Annotated in this window: 16 protein-coding genes; all 16 read left to right on the top strand. The window is 41.1% G+C overall.

The genetic code is table 11. The annotated features are described in order from the left end of the window. The first annotated feature begins 64 nt into the window (after positions 1–64). The 16 genes from D081_RS02400 (at position 65) to neuC (ending at position 16,215) form a co-directional block, all read left to right on the top strand. A complete protein-coding gene (locus D081_RS02400; RefSeq protein ID WP_158087530.1) occupies positions 65–1,009 on the top strand; it encodes a glycosyltransferase family 9 protein in 945 nt (314 codons plus the stop codon). Then, positions 993–2,174 (top strand): glycosyltransferase family 9 protein, encoded by a 1,182-nt coding sequence (locus D081_RS02395; protein WP_085022538.1) that lies wholly within the window; start codon positions 993–995, stop codon positions 2,172–2,174. The genes D081_RS02400 and D081_RS02395 overlap by 17 nt, the downstream gene beginning before the upstream one ends. Positions 2,175–2,189: 15 nt before the next feature. Continuing rightward, positions 2,190–3,197, top strand: a complete 1,008-nt coding sequence (gene rfaE1 / locus D081_RS02390) for a D-glycero-beta-D-manno-heptose-7-phosphate kinase (protein WP_085022537.1) — start codon at positions 2,190–2,192, stop codon at positions 3,195–3,197. A 3-nt stretch (positions 3,198–3,200) separates the two neighbouring features. Beyond that, complete coding sequence (rfaD, locus tag D081_RS02385; RefSeq protein ID WP_085022536.1) at positions 3,201–4,202, top strand: ADP-glyceromanno-heptose 6-epimerase; 1,002 nt, start codon at positions 3,201–3,203, stop codon at positions 4,200–4,202. An 8-nt stretch (positions 4,203–4,210) separates the two neighbouring features. Further along, positions 4,211–4,708 carry a D-glycero-beta-D-manno-heptose 1,7-bisphosphate 7-phosphatase gene (gene gmhB / locus D081_RS02380; RefSeq protein ID WP_085022535.1) on the top strand — a complete coding sequence of 166 codons (498 nt, stop codon included), beginning with the start codon at positions 4,211–4,213 and terminating at the stop codon, positions 4,706–4,708. Between the two features lie 86 nt (positions 4,709–4,794). Further along, positions 4,795–5,712 (top strand): VirK/YbjX family protein, encoded by a 918-nt coding sequence (locus tag D081_RS02375; RefSeq protein WP_085022534.1) that lies wholly within the window; start codon positions 4,795–4,797, stop codon positions 5,710–5,712. Positions 5,713–5,757: 45 nt separating this feature from the next. After that, positions 5,758–6,507, top strand: coding sequence for a glycosyltransferase family 2 protein (locus D081_RS02370; protein WP_085022533.1), 750 nt, complete (start codon positions 5,758–5,760; stop codon positions 6,505–6,507). 6 nt (positions 6,508–6,513) lie between these two features. Next, positions 6,514–7,668, top strand: coding sequence for a glycosyltransferase (locus tag D081_RS02365; protein ID WP_085022532.1), 1,155 nt, complete (start codon positions 6,514–6,516; stop codon positions 7,666–7,668). A 25-nt stretch (positions 7,669–7,693) separates the two neighbouring features. Continuing rightward, positions 7,694–8,665 carry a glycosyltransferase family 10 domain-containing protein gene (locus D081_RS02360; RefSeq protein ID WP_085022531.1) on the top strand — a complete coding sequence of 324 codons (972 nt, stop codon included), beginning with the start codon at positions 7,694–7,696 and terminating at the stop codon, positions 8,663–8,665. A gap of 55 nt (positions 8,666–8,720) precedes the next feature. After that, positions 8,721–9,932 carry a polysialyltransferase family glycosyltransferase gene (locus tag D081_RS02355; protein WP_085022530.1) on the top strand — a complete coding sequence of 404 codons (1,212 nt, stop codon included), beginning with the start codon at positions 8,721–8,723 and terminating at the stop codon, positions 9,930–9,932. Between the two features lie 59 nt (positions 9,933–9,991). Next, positions 9,992–11,200, top strand: a complete 1,209-nt coding sequence (locus tag D081_RS02350; protein WP_085022529.1) for a polysaccharide biosynthesis protein — start codon at positions 9,992–9,994, stop codon at positions 11,198–11,200. Between the two features lie 38 nt (positions 11,201–11,238). Next, complete coding sequence (locus tag D081_RS02345; protein ID WP_085022528.1) at positions 11,239–12,417, top strand: LegC family aminotransferase; 1,179 nt, start codon at positions 11,239–11,241, stop codon at positions 12,415–12,417. After that, a complete protein-coding gene (locus tag D081_RS02340; protein ID WP_085022527.1) occupies positions 12,410–13,489 on the top strand; it encodes a nucleotidyltransferase family protein in 1,080 nt (359 codons plus the stop codon). Before D081_RS02345 ends, D081_RS02340 begins: the two co-directional genes overlap by 8 nt. Position 13,490: 1 nt before the next feature. Further along, positions 13,491–14,060, top strand: coding sequence for a NeuD/PglB/VioB family sugar acetyltransferase (locus D081_RS02335; protein WP_085022526.1), 570 nt, complete (start codon positions 13,491–13,493; stop codon positions 14,058–14,060). An 11-nt stretch (positions 14,061–14,071) separates the two neighbouring features. Further along, positions 14,072–15,067: an N-acetylneuraminate synthase gene (gene neuB, locus D081_RS02330; RefSeq protein WP_085022656.1), complete on the top strand. Its 996-nt coding sequence runs from the start codon at positions 14,072–14,074 to the stop codon at positions 15,065–15,067. Continuing rightward, positions 15,064–16,215, top strand: coding sequence for a UDP-N-acetylglucosamine 2-epimerase (gene neuC, locus D081_RS02325; RefSeq protein ID WP_085022525.1), 1,152 nt, complete (start codon positions 15,064–15,066; stop codon positions 16,213–16,215). The genes neuB and neuC overlap by 4 nt, the downstream gene beginning before the upstream one ends. The last annotated feature ends 41 nt before the right edge of the window (positions 16,216–16,256 follow it).

Genomic DNA, 16,256 nt, shown 5'->3' with positions numbered 1-16,256 from the left:
ACCTAGTCAATTAAATCCCAACAAAATATTGATTATAGATTTGGCCTTCATAGGAGATGTGATATTGGCCACACCTGTTACCAGAGCGATCCGTAATCAGTGGCCTACAGCGGAGATAACAATGCTGACTGTTCCCCTTACGGAAAGTGTAGCCCAGATGAATCCTTATTTAGATAAGGTTATTGTCTACGATAAGCGTGGCAAACACAAAGGGCTGTCCGGAATGTGGAAAATCTCACGGGAGCTGAAGCATAATAATTTTGATTTGGCTGTATGCATGAACTTTGCGGTAAGGGGGGCCGTGGTGGCCTGGTTGGCTGGAATACCATATCGTCTGGGCTATGATGCCCAGCATGGCAGTCTTTTTTTGACTTGGGCTGCCAGCCATGTGAGGAAGGGTATAAAGCATGAAACCCAAAATCATTTGGAAGTATTAAGCCCCTTCGGCTTTTCCACGGATGATACCTCATTGGTATTAAATCCTCCACAGGAAGCTGTTTCCTCTATGGAGGGAAAAATGAATGATCATTCCATTGAGTCCGGGAAGTATTATGTATTATGTCCTTTTGGCAGCTATGAGCGAAAAAATATGCCTATGGAAATGGCGGTTCAGCTTATTCAGGAGTTAAAAAACAGTTATCCCGTATATCTTATTGGAGGAACAAAGGAAAAAAGCAGTCTCGTGGACTATGCAAGGGCGGCTGACCTGCCTGAAAACCATATTTTTGCGGGGACGCTGAATTTGCAGGAGCTGGCTGTATTTATAAAAAATGCCAAAGCCATGTTCACGGTGGATACAGGGCCTATGCACATTGCCCAAGCAGTAAGCTGTCCGACAATAGCCTTGTTTGGACCAACCGATCCCACGGTATGGGGGCCACAAAATGAAAACAGTCATTATCTCTACACCAACGAGTCATGTTCACCTTGCTGGGGCAAGGGACCGTGCAGTGATAATGTGTGCATAAAAAAACTAAAGGCAAAGGACTTATATGAAAAAATACAATAACATTTTGGTCATAAACCTTATGCATATAGGGGATTTGATGCTGGCAACACCGGTTCTTCGTACCCTGCGGGCCAATTATCCCCAAGCCAGAATAACCCTGCTGGCAGACAAGAAGCTGTCAGACCTGGTGGTGCACAATAAATGGTTGGATGAGTGTCTGTTGATAGATAAAAAAGGTGAAGATAATTCTCTGCCTGCATTTATAAAATTCATCATGAAGGTGCGGCAGAAGAATTATGATCTGGTAATAAATTTGCATCGCAATGAACGGGCATCAGCCCTGGCAGCCTTCAGTGGGGCCGGGACTATTGTGGGCTACAGCAAGCCCCTGTTTTCCCTGTTCTTTTCCAAGGTAATAAACAATCCTTCCGTGGCCCATCATATTGGTCAGGGACCTTTCCATTTATTCCCCCCATTTAAGTATGTGCCAGGCTGGAAGCATCAGGTTCATGCTCATCTGGACGTGTTAAAGGAATGTCTGGGCATAGAGAAAATCGATGATGGCGGCCTGGAAATGTGGGTTAGTGAAGAGGATGCAGCCAGAGCTGAAAAAATCTGGCAGGAGAATTACTCAGACGATACAAAGGTGGTGGCCTTTAATATTGGGGCCAGCTGGATAACCAAGCGGTGGATCGATTCATATTTTGCACAATGTGCTGATGAACTACTGGATAAGGGCTATGGTGTGGCCTTCTTTGGCGGCCCTATGGACACTGATATTGTTGAGCAGTGTATTGGCCAGATGAAAAACAAGGAAAGTAATTTGATAAAAATATTTACTGGAAAGCTGTCCTTGGCAGAGCTGGCAGCCATGCTGAAAAAATGCGCCCTTATGCTGACTACGGATTCAGGACCGATGCATGTGGGGGTATCCCAGGGGGTACCAGTTGTTACCATGTTTGGGGCTTCCCCGGTGCCGGGATTTTACCCTTATGATGCCAAGGACGTACTTGTAAAAAGTCCTGAGCCTTGTCACCCATGTGGGATTCATCAATGTCCCCACGAAGGTGAGCGTAATTTGGCATGTATGAAGAATATTACAGTAGCAACCGTAATGAAATATGTATGGGAGCTGCTGGCAAAATATGAAGACCAGGCAGGCAATGTGCCACGGGAGTATGGCGCCTATCAATGCCGGGTTGTTGAAGCAACAAAAGCGGAGTAAGGAGGAAATAGTATCATGACCACAAACAAGGATAGATTGAAGGAATTTGTGACCTCGGGCATGTCCAGGGTGCATATTCTTGTAGTCGGCGATGTAATGCTGGATAAGTATTACTACGGCGAGGTTACCAGAATATCCCCGGAGGCTCCTGTGCCAATTACAAGAGTGATTGACACTAAGGACACCATGGGTGGTGCGGCCAACGTAGCACACAATTTGGCTCTTTTGGGCTGCAAAACATCTATTGCCGGTTTTGTGGGTGATGACTATCATTGCCAGACTCTGGTGGACAAGTTTATTTCCCGTGGTATTGACTACAAGGGTATTATTTACCGTGAGGAGCCTACCACCACAAAGCTGAGGGTTATCGGAGGACATCAGCAGATGCTGCGTCTTGATTTTGAGGACACTGAACCGGTAAAGCCTCTTTATGCCAACCGTCTGTTAAACTTTGTTGAGCAGACCCTGGATGATGTGGATGCTATTATTCTGTCTGACTATGGCAAGGGGGCCTGCACCGATGAGGTTTGCGAGAGTGTCATTGAAATGTGCAACAATGCCAATGTTCCTGTGCTGGTGGACCCGAAGGGACGTGACTGGAACAAATATACCAATGCTGATTACATCACCCCTAATGTGAAGGAAATCAACGAGATTTTGGAAAAGCCTATAAAGAACCGCGACGAAGCCATTCAGCAGGCGGCGACCTATATAATGAGCAAGTTCAAGATTAAGAATGTACTGGCTACCCGTTCTGAGTGCGGTATGTCCATGGTGACCCCAAGTGAGGCAGTTCATATTCCTACTAAGTCTCAGGAGGTATTTGATGTATCCGGTGCCGGCGATACGGTTATTGCTGTATTTGCTCTTGGTATTGCCGGTGGGCTGATACCACGGGAGGCAGCATATCTGGCAAATCTGGCAGCCAGCGTAGTTGTGGGCAAGCTGGGTACTTACGCCGTAAGCAAGGATGAGTTGGAAGCTGTGCTTTTGCAGCATAGCCAGTCCGAGGAGGATGACTGATAAATGATTATTGTAACTGGTGGAGCCGGCTTTATCGGCAGCAATATTGTAAAGGAGCTCAACCGTCAGGGGCGTAGTGATATCCTGATTGTTGATGATTTAAATAACCGTAAGGAGCATAGTCAGTCCTATCGTAATTTACGGGGATTGCAGTTTATTGACTATATGCACAAGGATGACTTCCTTGCTGCTATTCAAAATAAGGATTTTGATGGCGTGGATGTGGACGTGGTGTTCCATGAGGGGGCCTGCTCCGACACCATGGAATACGATGTAAACTACATGATGAAGGCCAACTATGAATATTCCAAGGCTGTGCTTCATTTCTGCATGGAGCATCGGATTCCTTTCCTCTACGCTTCCTCTGCTTCAACTTATGGTGGTGGGGAAAACGGCTTCCGTGAGGGTGACGAGTGTGAGGATGCATTAAATCCTTATGCCTATTCCAAGCTGCTCTTTGACCGCTATGTCCGTCAGGTCATGTCCGATACCCAGAGCCAGATTGTGGGCCTGAAATATTTCAACGTATATGGTCCTCAGGAGCATCACAAGGGCAATATGGCCTCCATTTTCTATCAGCTGTATCATCAGGTTAAGGAAACCGGTGTGTGCCGCCTGTTTGAAGGCTGGGGCAATTTCAGCGATGGCACCCCTGTACCAAATGGTGGTCAGAAGCGTGATTTTATCTACGTCAAGGACGTGGTAAAGGTGAATCTGTGGTTCTGGCAGCACAATGGGCCAAGCGGCATTTACAACTGCGGCACCGGTGTGGCCCACACCTATAATGAGGTGGCTGACAGCGTAATCAAGGCATTGGGCACCGGCCGTATCGAGTATCGTGATTTCCCAGAGGTCTTAAAGGGCAAGTATCAGAACTACACCCAGTCTGATACCAGCAAACTGCTGGAGGCCGGCTATGACCAGGGCTTCTATGATATGTATGAAGCCGTAAAGGAATATTGCGATTTCCTGGATGACGGTGGTTATTTTAAGTACGGCAAATAGGTAGTGATATGAATAAAGCGGTTTTTTTTGACCGGGATGGTACCTTGAATGAAGAGGTGCATTACCTTCATAGGATTGAGGATTTTAAATGGATAGAGGGCGCCATAGACGCCATAAAGTTTTGCAATGACAATGGCTATTTGGCTATTGTCATTACTAATCAGAGCGGAGTTGCCAGAGGATATTATCCAGAGTCTGACATAATGAAGCTCTATAACTGGATGAATGAGGACCTGAAAAAGCATGGGGCCCATCTTGATGGTATTTACTATTGTCCTCATCACCCTACGGGGAAAGTGAAGGAATATGCCATAGAGTGTGATTGCCGCAAGCCAAAGCCCGGCATGCTTTTTAAGGCTCAGCAGGAACATGATATTGATTTGGCGAATTCTTTCCTTATAGGTGATGGTGCCAGAGATGTGGAGTGCGCCGAAGCCGCTGGGGTAACAGGCATACGATATACAGGCGGCAACCTTTTTGATATTATTTTTCCAATTGTTAGATAGCAGCATAATGTAATAGTGAGTTAATACATTTTCAGTGGGGCAGAATATTGCCGATTGGCATTTTAGCTGACAAGAGGTGATACTATATGCAGGAAAGTGTTTTTAAGAGATATAGGATCATTGGTCACAGAATCTATAATCTGAATAATATCCGGGAGAAACGCCGTTACTATGTTTTTTTGGTCCGTTGCTTGACTAATTGCAACAGTATAAATGCTATATGGCATTATCTTCATAGCACACCATTATTGAAGAAAATACAGCAGTTGAATCCGTTTGTCTATGAACAGCCTACCAGGGCATTTTTTTATATGAAATCAACCTTTGATGAACGGGTAGAAATTGTCAGGCAGCATATGGACTATCTGGTGGAAAAATTACAGCCAAAGACGTTGCTGGATATTTATCAGGGCAGAGATTTGAAGCTTTGGAGTGGTATGGAATTTCACGGCAAGGAGCTGTGGGCGTCATTGTTTTATGAGCCGGGACAGCGCAAGGAAGGGATGCTTTCTGTCATGTTGCGCTTGGATAAATTACCGCTTTATCAGATAATATTTTGGATTGCCACTGATAAAAATGGTGATTGGTCCATGTGGATTGGAGCCATGCAGGGCCCTAATATGGAGGACGCCAAGGATGTCATCAAGCAAGTGACGAAGCATTGTCATAGCTACCGTACAAAGAACCTTATTCTTTACATTGCTCAGGCACTGGCCAGAGGTCTTGATTTGCGGCATATATATGCGGTAACGAATGATGGCTATTATGCCAATAATCATGTGCGCATGGACCGCAAGCTGAAGACCTCCTTTAGCGATTTTTGGTTGGAGGCAGGTGGTAATCATACTGAGGATAAACGGTTTGATGAATTACCACTGGCAGAGCAACGCAAGAGCATGGAAGAGGTACCTGTAAGAAAACGTGCTGTGTACAGAAAAAGATTCAGCTTATTGGATGAAATCGATCTATCCATATCAGATAGTCTGTCTGCATTAAAGAAATAGAGAAAAATTTCATGTATTCTCTGAAGGTTTTATTGAGGTGATTACATGCCAAATTTGGCAGTTGTGATTTTAACAAAAAATGAAGAATCAAATATTGAAGATTGTATAAAGAGTGCATTGTTTGCTGATGAAATAATAGTTATAGATTCTGGTAGTACGGATAAGACACAGGCTAAGGCGGAAGCGTTAGGGGCCAGATTTGTGGTTCATCCTATGGGCGATGAAGGATTTGCTGGGCAGCGTAATTTTGCATTAAATCAGACAGATGCCAAGTGGGTCTTCTACCTTGACGCAGATGAGCGCCTGACTAAGGAAGCAGGAGAGGAAATAAAGGCAATAGCATATTCCGACAAGAAAGCTGCTTACAGAATAAAAAGAATTAATGTATTATTTGGTCAGATGATGAAACATGGTGGACATGCCCCGGATTGGAGCTCCCGTTTATATCCCCGTGATTCAATACATTGGATAGGAAAAGTCCACGAGCATGTTGAGACTACTCTTCCGTACTATGATTTGGTAGGTGTAATGCACCATCACACGTATAATGATTGGGATCGATATTTTGAAAAGTTTAATCAATACACAACTCTGATGGCGGAACGTATGCATGCGCAAGGGAAACGTGCATCCTTCGCAGATATTTTATTTCATCCGCTGTTTGCTTTTTTCCGATTTTATATTCTGCGGTTGGGTCTGTTAGATGGCAAACAGGGATTGATTTTTGCGTTGAATCATTATTTTTATACGATGACAAAATATGTTAAGCTTTATTATAAGCAACGGGAGGAATAGTAGAATATGCGCTTTGCAATCATGGAGAGTGTGGTAACCCCAGGGGGGCATGAAATAGATTTTGACCGCATTTTGGTAGAGGAATTGTCTGCTTTGGGGCATACTGTTGAGTTTTATGTGCCGGAGGGACATGAGTTCAAATGGAATTATGGTGTATCGGTTCATCATATATCGGGAACAGGAGTTTCTTATCGTGGTGCTCATGGGGTAAAAAAAATGCTGTTGTCAGCAAAAAGAGAATGGCATCGGCAAAAATGGTATAAAGCTATGTATGAATACGCAACACAGGGCGCATTTGATGCCATTATTTTTCCGTCGGCAACGTACCGCTATTTGCGTGCCCTTCAGCATAATCCATTGCAAAATTCACCGGTGCCGGTGTTATTTTTGATTCATGGTGCAACCCCAAATGAAGCAGACCGATTAAATGCAATGGCGAAAAAATTTGATAATCGGCCTAATATCCGTATTGGGGTACAGACTTTTGCCAAAGATAAATTGAATTTAACCGCAAAACATTTATGCGTGTATGGTCCTCCTAATTATGAACCGCGAGATATAAAGTATGTTCCGTACCTTCCTGAGGATGATGAGAAACTTACAATTGGGTTTTACGGTCAGTATCGTCGGGAAAAAAACTTAGAATCACTTTTAGAAGCTTTTTTGGGCGGGCAATATAAACGTAATGTGAAATTGTTTGTACAGGGTGCAACGCAGACTGCTGACGACGCAGCTGATTTTGAAAGGATTATCAATAAATATAAGGCTCATGATAGTGTGGAGTTCCTGCATAAACCATTAATTGGTATTGATTGGCAAAAGGCTATTGCCAGCGTTGATGCAGTTGCTATTCCTTATGGAAATGAGCGGTATTTATACCATACATCTGCACTAATTAGTAATGCCATGGGGTATCAAAAACCGATTATTGCGGCCGATAATGTTAATCCTGAGATTTTGAAAGAATATAATATTGGCATGGCATTCAAAAACAATGACATGGGAGACTTACGTAAGAAATTGGAATTGTTTATTAATGGCTATAGTGAAAATAGGATGATATATGCCAAGGAATTAACACGTGCTTATAATGACTATTCCCCTCAAAAATTAGCAAGAAATATTGTAGCGTTAGCTGACGAAACATATGATAATGTTTAAATGATGGGGCCTGGGAGGATTATTTATGGTGAAGGTAAAAGTAAGTACAGATGATGTAGATATTATCAAGCAGACTCCAGGCCGTAAAGGAATATGGGGAAATTATCAGTTTTTTGTCAATGATGATACCTATGAGTGTGATTACTGGTTTGTTCTGTATGGTATAGATAAGAAGGTTACAGCGAAATGCCCACCTGAAAATACTTATTATGTGGGAGGGGAACCAACATCCACATGTAAATTCCGCAAGCCTTTTATACAACAATTCAGTAACATAATTAGTAGTCAAAATAGGGATTATGGTGTGCCCTGTGCGCGTAAGTTTTCCAGCCTGCGCTGGAGTGTGGGAGCGAAAATGGTTAATGGCAGCTGGCTGCCGGAGCAGGACAAAGACTATGACGAACTGAAAAATATGGAGCGTGTTCCCAAAACAAAGCTGTTGTCCGTAATAAGCTCAAATAAGACTCTTACACCATTACATCGCAAACGGATAGAATTTGTGAAATTATTAAAAGAAGAACTTGGCGATAAGGTAGATTTATTTGGTCGTGGTTTTAACGAGTTCGAGGATACATGGGATGTAATTGCTCCTTATAAATACCACATTGTAATTGAAAATTGCCGTGAGGAAAATTACTTTACAGAAAAATTAATGAATGCATATCTGGCAGAGAGCTATCCTATTTACTATGGATGCAGTAATATAGAAGATTACTATCCATCAGAGACTATGACAAAAATTGATATAGAAAAGCCAGAAGAAGCCGTACAGATTATTCGTAAGATCATTGCAGATGATCCTTATGAAAAGCATTATTCGGCAATAAAAAAGGCAAAAGAACTTACACTGGACAAGTATAATGTGTTTGCTGTCTTTGTAGAAGCGATGGAAGCCAGCCCTTGTGATGAAAGTGCAGAAGCAAAGGAAATTACCCTTTGGCCTTCACGAAAGTGTAAAAGACTAGCCCGACTGAAACGCATGATTTTTGGGGAATGAGATGATGGTAGTTATCGTTTTATATTAATAGCTTCAATTAAAGGGGATGCGATGGGTGCGGTATTTGTTTGTATGTGTTACAGAATTCCAATTACTGAGTGCACTAAATATAAAATATCATTTATTGATGCATGAGGATGCAGATATTCTTATACGCAATAATCATCAAGATGATGATGAGATTATAAATCGAATAGTAAAAACTAAGCTTTTCAATAATGTGTTTTTCTTTCGTCACAAGAAAGAAGGATTGCATCAGTATATTCGCAATACTACATACCATAGAGATGGCGTTGGCTTTTTTAAGGCCATTAGTAATGATATGGATATGCTTAAAAATAGAATAATGGAATATATATACGGAGATAAATATGTACTAGCTTCAAATGTTAGTGGAAACGGGGAATTTATAAAAAATAAATATGATGAAGTTTTCTTTATAACACTAGACCCTGTGATTAAATTATTATTGAAGCAAATTAAAAGTATTAATGCTGATTGCAAATTGAATCTTTTGGATGAAGGGACTATGTCATATTTTGGGTATAGGGTTGAGGAATATATTTTTGATAGTATTTACCTTTATGAGCCAGTCCTTTCTGTTTGCTATGATGATAATTACAATTTCGTTAAAATTCCTAAGATTGACAGAACAGATGAGAGTTTTATCAATCTCATTAACATGGTATTTAAGTGGCGTGATATTTATGGCCAGGAATTAGACAGGTCTGTAATTTTTTTAGATCAAGGGTATCAGGCAATGCCGTCGTACCTTAAAAATCCCAATATTATAACTAGAACCATTTTTGCGAATACATACAGAAAACATTTTAAATTAGCTGCTATGTATGAAGCGGAAAAAGATTGGTTTAAAAAAATTATAAGTTGGGTTAATATAGAAAAATATATGAAATTTCACCCGCGTACCTGGTATTCAATGAAGCATGAATTTGATGACAATAATATCAATATACTTCCCAATAATGCAATTCCATGGGAAGTAATTTGTAGTAATCTGCATGTAAAAAATTCCATCTTTATAACGATAAATTCAAGCTCAGCGTGTATGTATGAGGCGGTTATAGGTAGACCTGAAGACAATAATTTTTATATTCTTTTAGATCAACTAATACAAGCAAAAGATGGCTTTGAAAATGGACTGTTTGATCGACTGTTAAAACTTTATCCACAAAAGCTATTTATACCTAATACAGAAGAAGAACTAAGATATGTATTGGATAGTTGCTTATTAAAAATAGCAAAGTGATAACTGTGGTATTATATAATGCTATTTTTGGTGTGTGGTAATGTAGTGGGAGTAACAAAGTGTTTAATTTAGACAAATTCATAAATAAATATGTTACCAAGCGGGAGCGGAGTATGTTTCTTGCAGATATTGAAGCAAATAGAGGAATGTTATCCAAAAAGATAGCAGGAAAGTCAGTGTTGGTAATTGGTGGAGCTGGTTCCATTGGCTCCTCCTTTATCAAGGCCATTTTGCCATTTAAGCCGAGGGCGTTAGTGGTGGTGGATACCAATGAAAACGGACTGGCTGAGTTGACCCGTGATTTGCGTTCCACTAAAGGGATGTTTGTTCCGGAAGATTATGTACCGTATCCTATGAATTTTGCATCTTCTGTATTTGAAAAGATGTTCCGTAGTCGTGGCGGCTTTGATATCGTAGCTAATTTTTCTGCTCACAAGCATGTGCGCTCAGAGAAGGATATTTATTCTGTGGAAGCACTTTTACAGAATAATGTTCTTCAAGCAAAGAAATTGTTAGACTTGCTGGCTGAGATTCCACCTGAGGAGTATTTCTGCGTGTCTACTGACAAGGCTGCTAATCCGGTAAATATTATGGGTGCAAGTAAGCGCATTATGGAAGATGTTATATTTGCTTATTCCGATAAATTCCCAGTTAAGACGGCCAGGTTTGCCAATGTGGCCTTTTCTAATGGTTCACTTCCGGCTGGGTTTATTGCTAGATTGCAAAAGCTTCAGCCACTCAGCGCTCCATCTGACGTAAAGCGTTATTTTGTTTCTCCAGAAGAAAGTGGACAGATTTGTATGCTGTCCTGCATGCTGGGGAATAACAGAGAGATTTTCTTCCCACGTTTGGAAGAAGCACAGATGATGACCTTTGATAAGATTGCTACGGCCTTTTTGGAAGCACATGGCTATGAAGTACTGGAGTGTGCAAGTGATGAGGAGGCCATTGATAAGACTGCGGAGCTGAAAAATGGCAGCAAGCAATATCCGGTTCATTATTCTGGCTCAAATACTTCTGGTGAAAAGGCTTATGAGGAATTCTATACTGGTAGTGAAAAGGTGGATATGAATCGGCTTAAATCCTTGGGAATTGTTACTGATAAGCAGATTCCGGATAAGGCAAAGGTTAAATCATTATTTGATAAGCTAACGGCAGTCTTTGAGCAGGATAGCACTACCAAGGAAGATGTGGTGGCTATTATGGCGGATTATCTGCCAAATTTTGAGCATATTGAGACTGGAAAGTCGTTGGATAGTAAAATGTAATGGGGAAGGCAATATTATAGTTAGTGGGAGATACAGTAATGAGCAGATTTATACCTTTATCTATACCGAATTTTGAAGGCAATGAGCGAAAATATGTGGATGATGCCATAGACCAGGGATGGGTATCCACTGGTGGCGCCTACATTACGAAGTTGGAAGAGTCACTGGCTAAGTTTTTGCATACGGCCAACGTTGCGGCCTGTCAGAGTGGTACGGCAGCACTGCATCTGTCCATGGTAGAGGCAGGGGTACGCCCAGGGGATGTTGTATTGGTTCCACCTCTTACCTTTATTGCGGCAGTGAATCCGGTAAAGTACCAGTTTGCTACACCGGTGTTTATTGACTGTGATGATAGCTTCTGTATGGACCCATTGAAATTGCAGGAATTCTGCGAGAAAGAGTGTAGCTTTGATGGTACGCAGCTTTCATATAACGGACACCTTGTCAAGGCGGTCGTAGTGGTGCATGTATTTGGCAATATGGCAGATATGGTTTCCATTATGGATATTGCAAAGAAGTATAATCTTAAGGTTATTGAGGATGCGACCGAGGCCTTGGGGAGTAAATATACTGATGGTCCACTAACTGGTAAATTTGCTGGTACTATCGGTGATTTTGGTTGCTATTCTTTTAATGGAAATAAGATTATAACTACCGGTGGTGGTGGAGCTATTACAGCTAATGACACCAAAGTGGTAGATCATATTAGATATTTGTCTACTCAGGCCAAGGATGATGTGCATTACTACATTCATAATGAAGTGGGCTATAACTATCGTATGACTAATCTGCAGGCGGCACTGGGTGTAGCCCAGATGGAAGAATTGCCAGAATTCATCCACCGTAAGCAGGAAAACTTCAAGCTATATTGCCAGCTTTTTGATGGCTTTGAATTGGGTAAAATGATTGGATTTAGGGAAGATATTTCTTCTAATATGTGGTTTTATTCCTTAGAAATTAATAGGGATAAAGTACAGGCCACCATGCGGGAAATAATCACTGCTTTGGAGAAGCGGGGCGTTCAGACCAGAGCTATTTGGGGGCTTATCAACGAACAGGTTCCGTATGTACATGAGGCAACCTATAAACTTGAAAAAGCACCATATTATGCGGAGAGAATTTTGAATTTGCCATCCAGTACTCAGATAACTAAGGAAGATATAGAGTACGTAGTACAGCAGGTAAAAGAAGTTTTGGAGGAGTTTGCTCATGGATAAGGAGCGAATAGACGGTTTTGTATGTTCACTTCCATTAAAGGTTGTGGATGCCATGGCAAGAATTGATGCACATGCCTCTGAATGTAGCTTGATTTTCATTGTCGATGACGAAAACCATCTTATTGGTTGTGTAACCGATGGGGATATTCGGCGTTGGATTTTGAAAGCGGGGGACTTGTCAGCTTCAGTAGAAGATTTTATGAAAAGGGACCCAATTTTTGTCAAGGAAAACGAGCGATTTAAGGCACGAGAAATAATGTTGGCGAGGTCCATTACTGCTCTGCCAATAGTTGATGATGAAAAAATAATTAAGGATATCATCATTTTGGAGAGAAATGGTAATATCAGTAAGTCCAAGAAGAGTCTTAAGGGGATTCCTGTGGTTATTATGGCTGGTGGCAAGGGTACTAGACTTTATCCATATACTAAGATTTTGCCTAAACCTCTCATTCCCATCGGTGCTACGCCAATAGTGGAAAGAATAATTGATTGTTATGTTGATTATGGTATTGATAAATATTTTATGACTGTCAATTATAAAAAGGGAATGCTGCGGTCATACTTTAATGATTTGGATCCTGATTATGAGATAGTATTTGTCGAGGAAGATAAACCGCTTGGTACCGGCGGTAGCATTAAGCTGATTGAGGAAAAGTTTGATTGTCCGTTGTTTGTAACTAACTGTGATGCGCTTATTAGAGCGGATTATGCTGATATATATGATTATCACGTAAAGAATAACAATGATATCACTATGGTGTCGGCTTTAAAGAATATAACTGTTCCATATGGAGTAATCAATTCTGGTGAAAATGGTGAGTTAATCTCGATGGAAGAAAAGCCAAAGCTCTCTTACTTCATAAATACAGGGATGTATGTAATTAATCCGGAGACTATTGACCTTATACCAGACGATACCATGTTCCATATGACTCATTTGGTGGAAAAAGTCATGGCTAACGGTGGTAAGGTGGGAACCTATCCGATAAGTGAGGACTCATTCCTTGATATGGGCGAATTTGAAGAAATGAAGCGAATGGAGCAGAAGCTGAATATTATTTCGGAGAAGTGATATGGAAGATTTGGTACTGGTCGGTTTCGGTGGGCACGGAAAAAGTGTTGCTGATACTATAGAGCGGGAAGGTAAATACCATATTGTAGGTTATACTGATGTCTCAAAAGTCATATCCAAGTACGAATATCTTGGCACAGATGATAATTTGCGGCAGATTTTTGATAGTGGTATAAGAAATGCCGCTATTGGCATTGGCTACTTGGGTAAGGGAATAATACGTCAGAAAATATATAGTCGGCTTAAAGAAATTGGTTTTAAACTGCCAGTTATGATAGACCCAAGTGCAGTAGTGTCCAGTTCTGCTACAATAGGAGAAGGAACATTTATTGGCAAGGGGACCATTATAAATGCTGAAGCAAAGATTGGCAAAATGACAATAATTAACACGAAAGCGCTTGTGGAACACGAATGTATGGTGGGAGATTTTACTCATGTTGCTGTTGGAGCAGTACTTTGTGGTCAGGTCGATGTTGGCGAATATGCCTTTATAGGGGCAAATGCTACTGTTATTCAATGCCGAAAGGTAGAACCTTATAAGATAATTCCGGCAGGTGTAACTATTAGGTAGGGATGAAGATTATGCAGAAGGTATTGATTATTGCTGAGGCAGGCGTTAATCATAATGGAGACATAAATATTGCCAAAAGGCTGATAGATGAAGCAAAAAAATGTGGCGCAGATATTGTGAAGTTTCAGACCTTTAATCCACATAAGCTGGCTTCAAAACAGGCAAAAATGGCTGAGTATCAGAAAGAAAATCTGGGCGTAGAAGAGTCTCAGGAAGCGATGCTTAGTAAATTGACTCTGAAGCAGGAAGAATACGTGGAGTTGGCTAGTTATTGCCAGAAAGCAGGCATTCAATTTTTATCAACGCCTTTTGAAATTGAGAGTATTCGTTTTCTCGATGGATTGCAGAATATATGGAAAATACCTTCAGGTGAAATTACTAACTATCCTTATCTTGTAGAAATAGCCAGGACAGGAAAAGAAGTAATTCTTTCCACGGGAATGAGTAATCTTGATGAGGTAAATGCGGCTATTGAAGCTTTGCAAACAAATGGGGCAGGAAAAATAAAATTACTTCATTGTACGACCAATTATCCAGCCCCAATGGAGGATGTCAATCTCAGAGCAATGTTGACTCTGAAAGAACGATGTAACTGTGAGGTGGGCTATTCTGATCACACCAAGGGAATAGAAGTGCCTGTCGCTGCGGTAGCTATTGGGGCAACTGTCATTGAAAAGCATTTTACTCTTAACAGGAACATGGAAGGCCCAGATCATAAGGCTAGTCTTGAACCGGATGAATTAAAGGCGATGATTTCTGCTATTAGAAATGTGGAAAAGGCTTTGGGGGATGGCAATAAAGTGCCGGCAGCTTCAGAAATGGCTAATGTTTCCGTAGCCAGAAAGAGTATTATCGCTGCCAAAAATATTAAGGCCGGAGAAGCATTTACAGAGGATAATCTGACAACTAAGCGGCCAGGGACGGGGATAAGCCCAATGCGATGGAATGAGGTTTTGGGGCAAAAAGCTATTAGAGATTTTGCAGAGGATGAACTAATAGAGTTATGAAAAAAATAGCTATTGTAACTGCAACAAGGGCAGAGTACGGTCTTTTGTCGCCAGTGATAAAAGAATTACGAAAAAGAGAAAATATAGAATTCAGGGCAGATTTAATTGTCACCGGTACTCATTTAAGCGAAAACTACGGAATGACCATAAATGAAATTGGGGATAGGGTGGATTTGAAGCTGCCTATTTCTGTTGAATCTGAAACTGAATTGGATATTTCTAATAACCAGGCCGAGACTCTGGTAAAATTTACAGAGTTATTTACTAGGGAACAGTACAATGCCGTTATCTTGCTTGGTGACAGATATGAAGCTTTGGCTATTGCAATAGCAGCTGGAAATACTAGAACCCCGATATTCCATATGTGTGGTGGCGACACTACTGAGGGGGCTATGGATGAATGGATTCGCCACTCAATAACCAAGATGAGTTATCTTCATTTTGTAACGAATGAGGATAGCAGAAAACGGGTAATCCAATTGGGTGAATCTCCTGACCGGGTGTTTAATTATGGTTCGACCAGTATAGATAATATACTGACTGTTGCTGATATGAGCAAATTAGGAGCGTTGGAAAGTATTGGATTGAGTGATTGTAAATATGCGTTATGTACCTATCATCCGGTTACAATGGAAGGCGCGGATGTAGAGCGACAAATAAATGAGTTTGTCTGTGCAATAAAGGAGTTTCCAGCTATTGAGTTTATTGTAACAAAATCTAATGCTGACCAAGGTGGTGCCAGAATTAATGCGTTGCTGGATGACGCAGAAACAAGAATAAATAATCTTCATGTATATACTTCACTTGGAATAAGGCGATATTTGTCCCTTATGAGGTATTCTGAGTTTGTGTTGGGGAATTCGTCCAGTGGTATAATAGAAACGCCGGCATTTCATGTTCCTACGGTAAATATAGGGGACAGACAAAGAGGAAGATTACAGTCTGAAAGTATTATTAATTGCAGTGTTGACAAGAAAAGTATTATAAATGCGATACAAAAAGCATTATCTGATGAACATAGGTCAGTATGCAAAAATGTGATAAGTCCATATGGTGATGGAACTGCAGCAGTGCATATTGCACAAAGGGCAACGGCAACTGTTCTTAACGGTCATATTGATTTGAAAAAGCCATTTTATGATGTTTGAAATCAGTATAAGCATTTTTTAGAGATTATGGTGGAGTGTGC

The sequence above is a fragment of the Anaerovibrio sp. JC8 genome, from assembly GCF_002100115.1.
Taxonomy (GTDB): Bacteria; Bacillota; Negativicutes; order Selenomonadales; family Selenomonadaceae; genus Anaerovibrio.
Note: the sequence above shows the minus strand (reverse complement) of the source record. Positions and strands in the feature narration are given on the sequence as shown.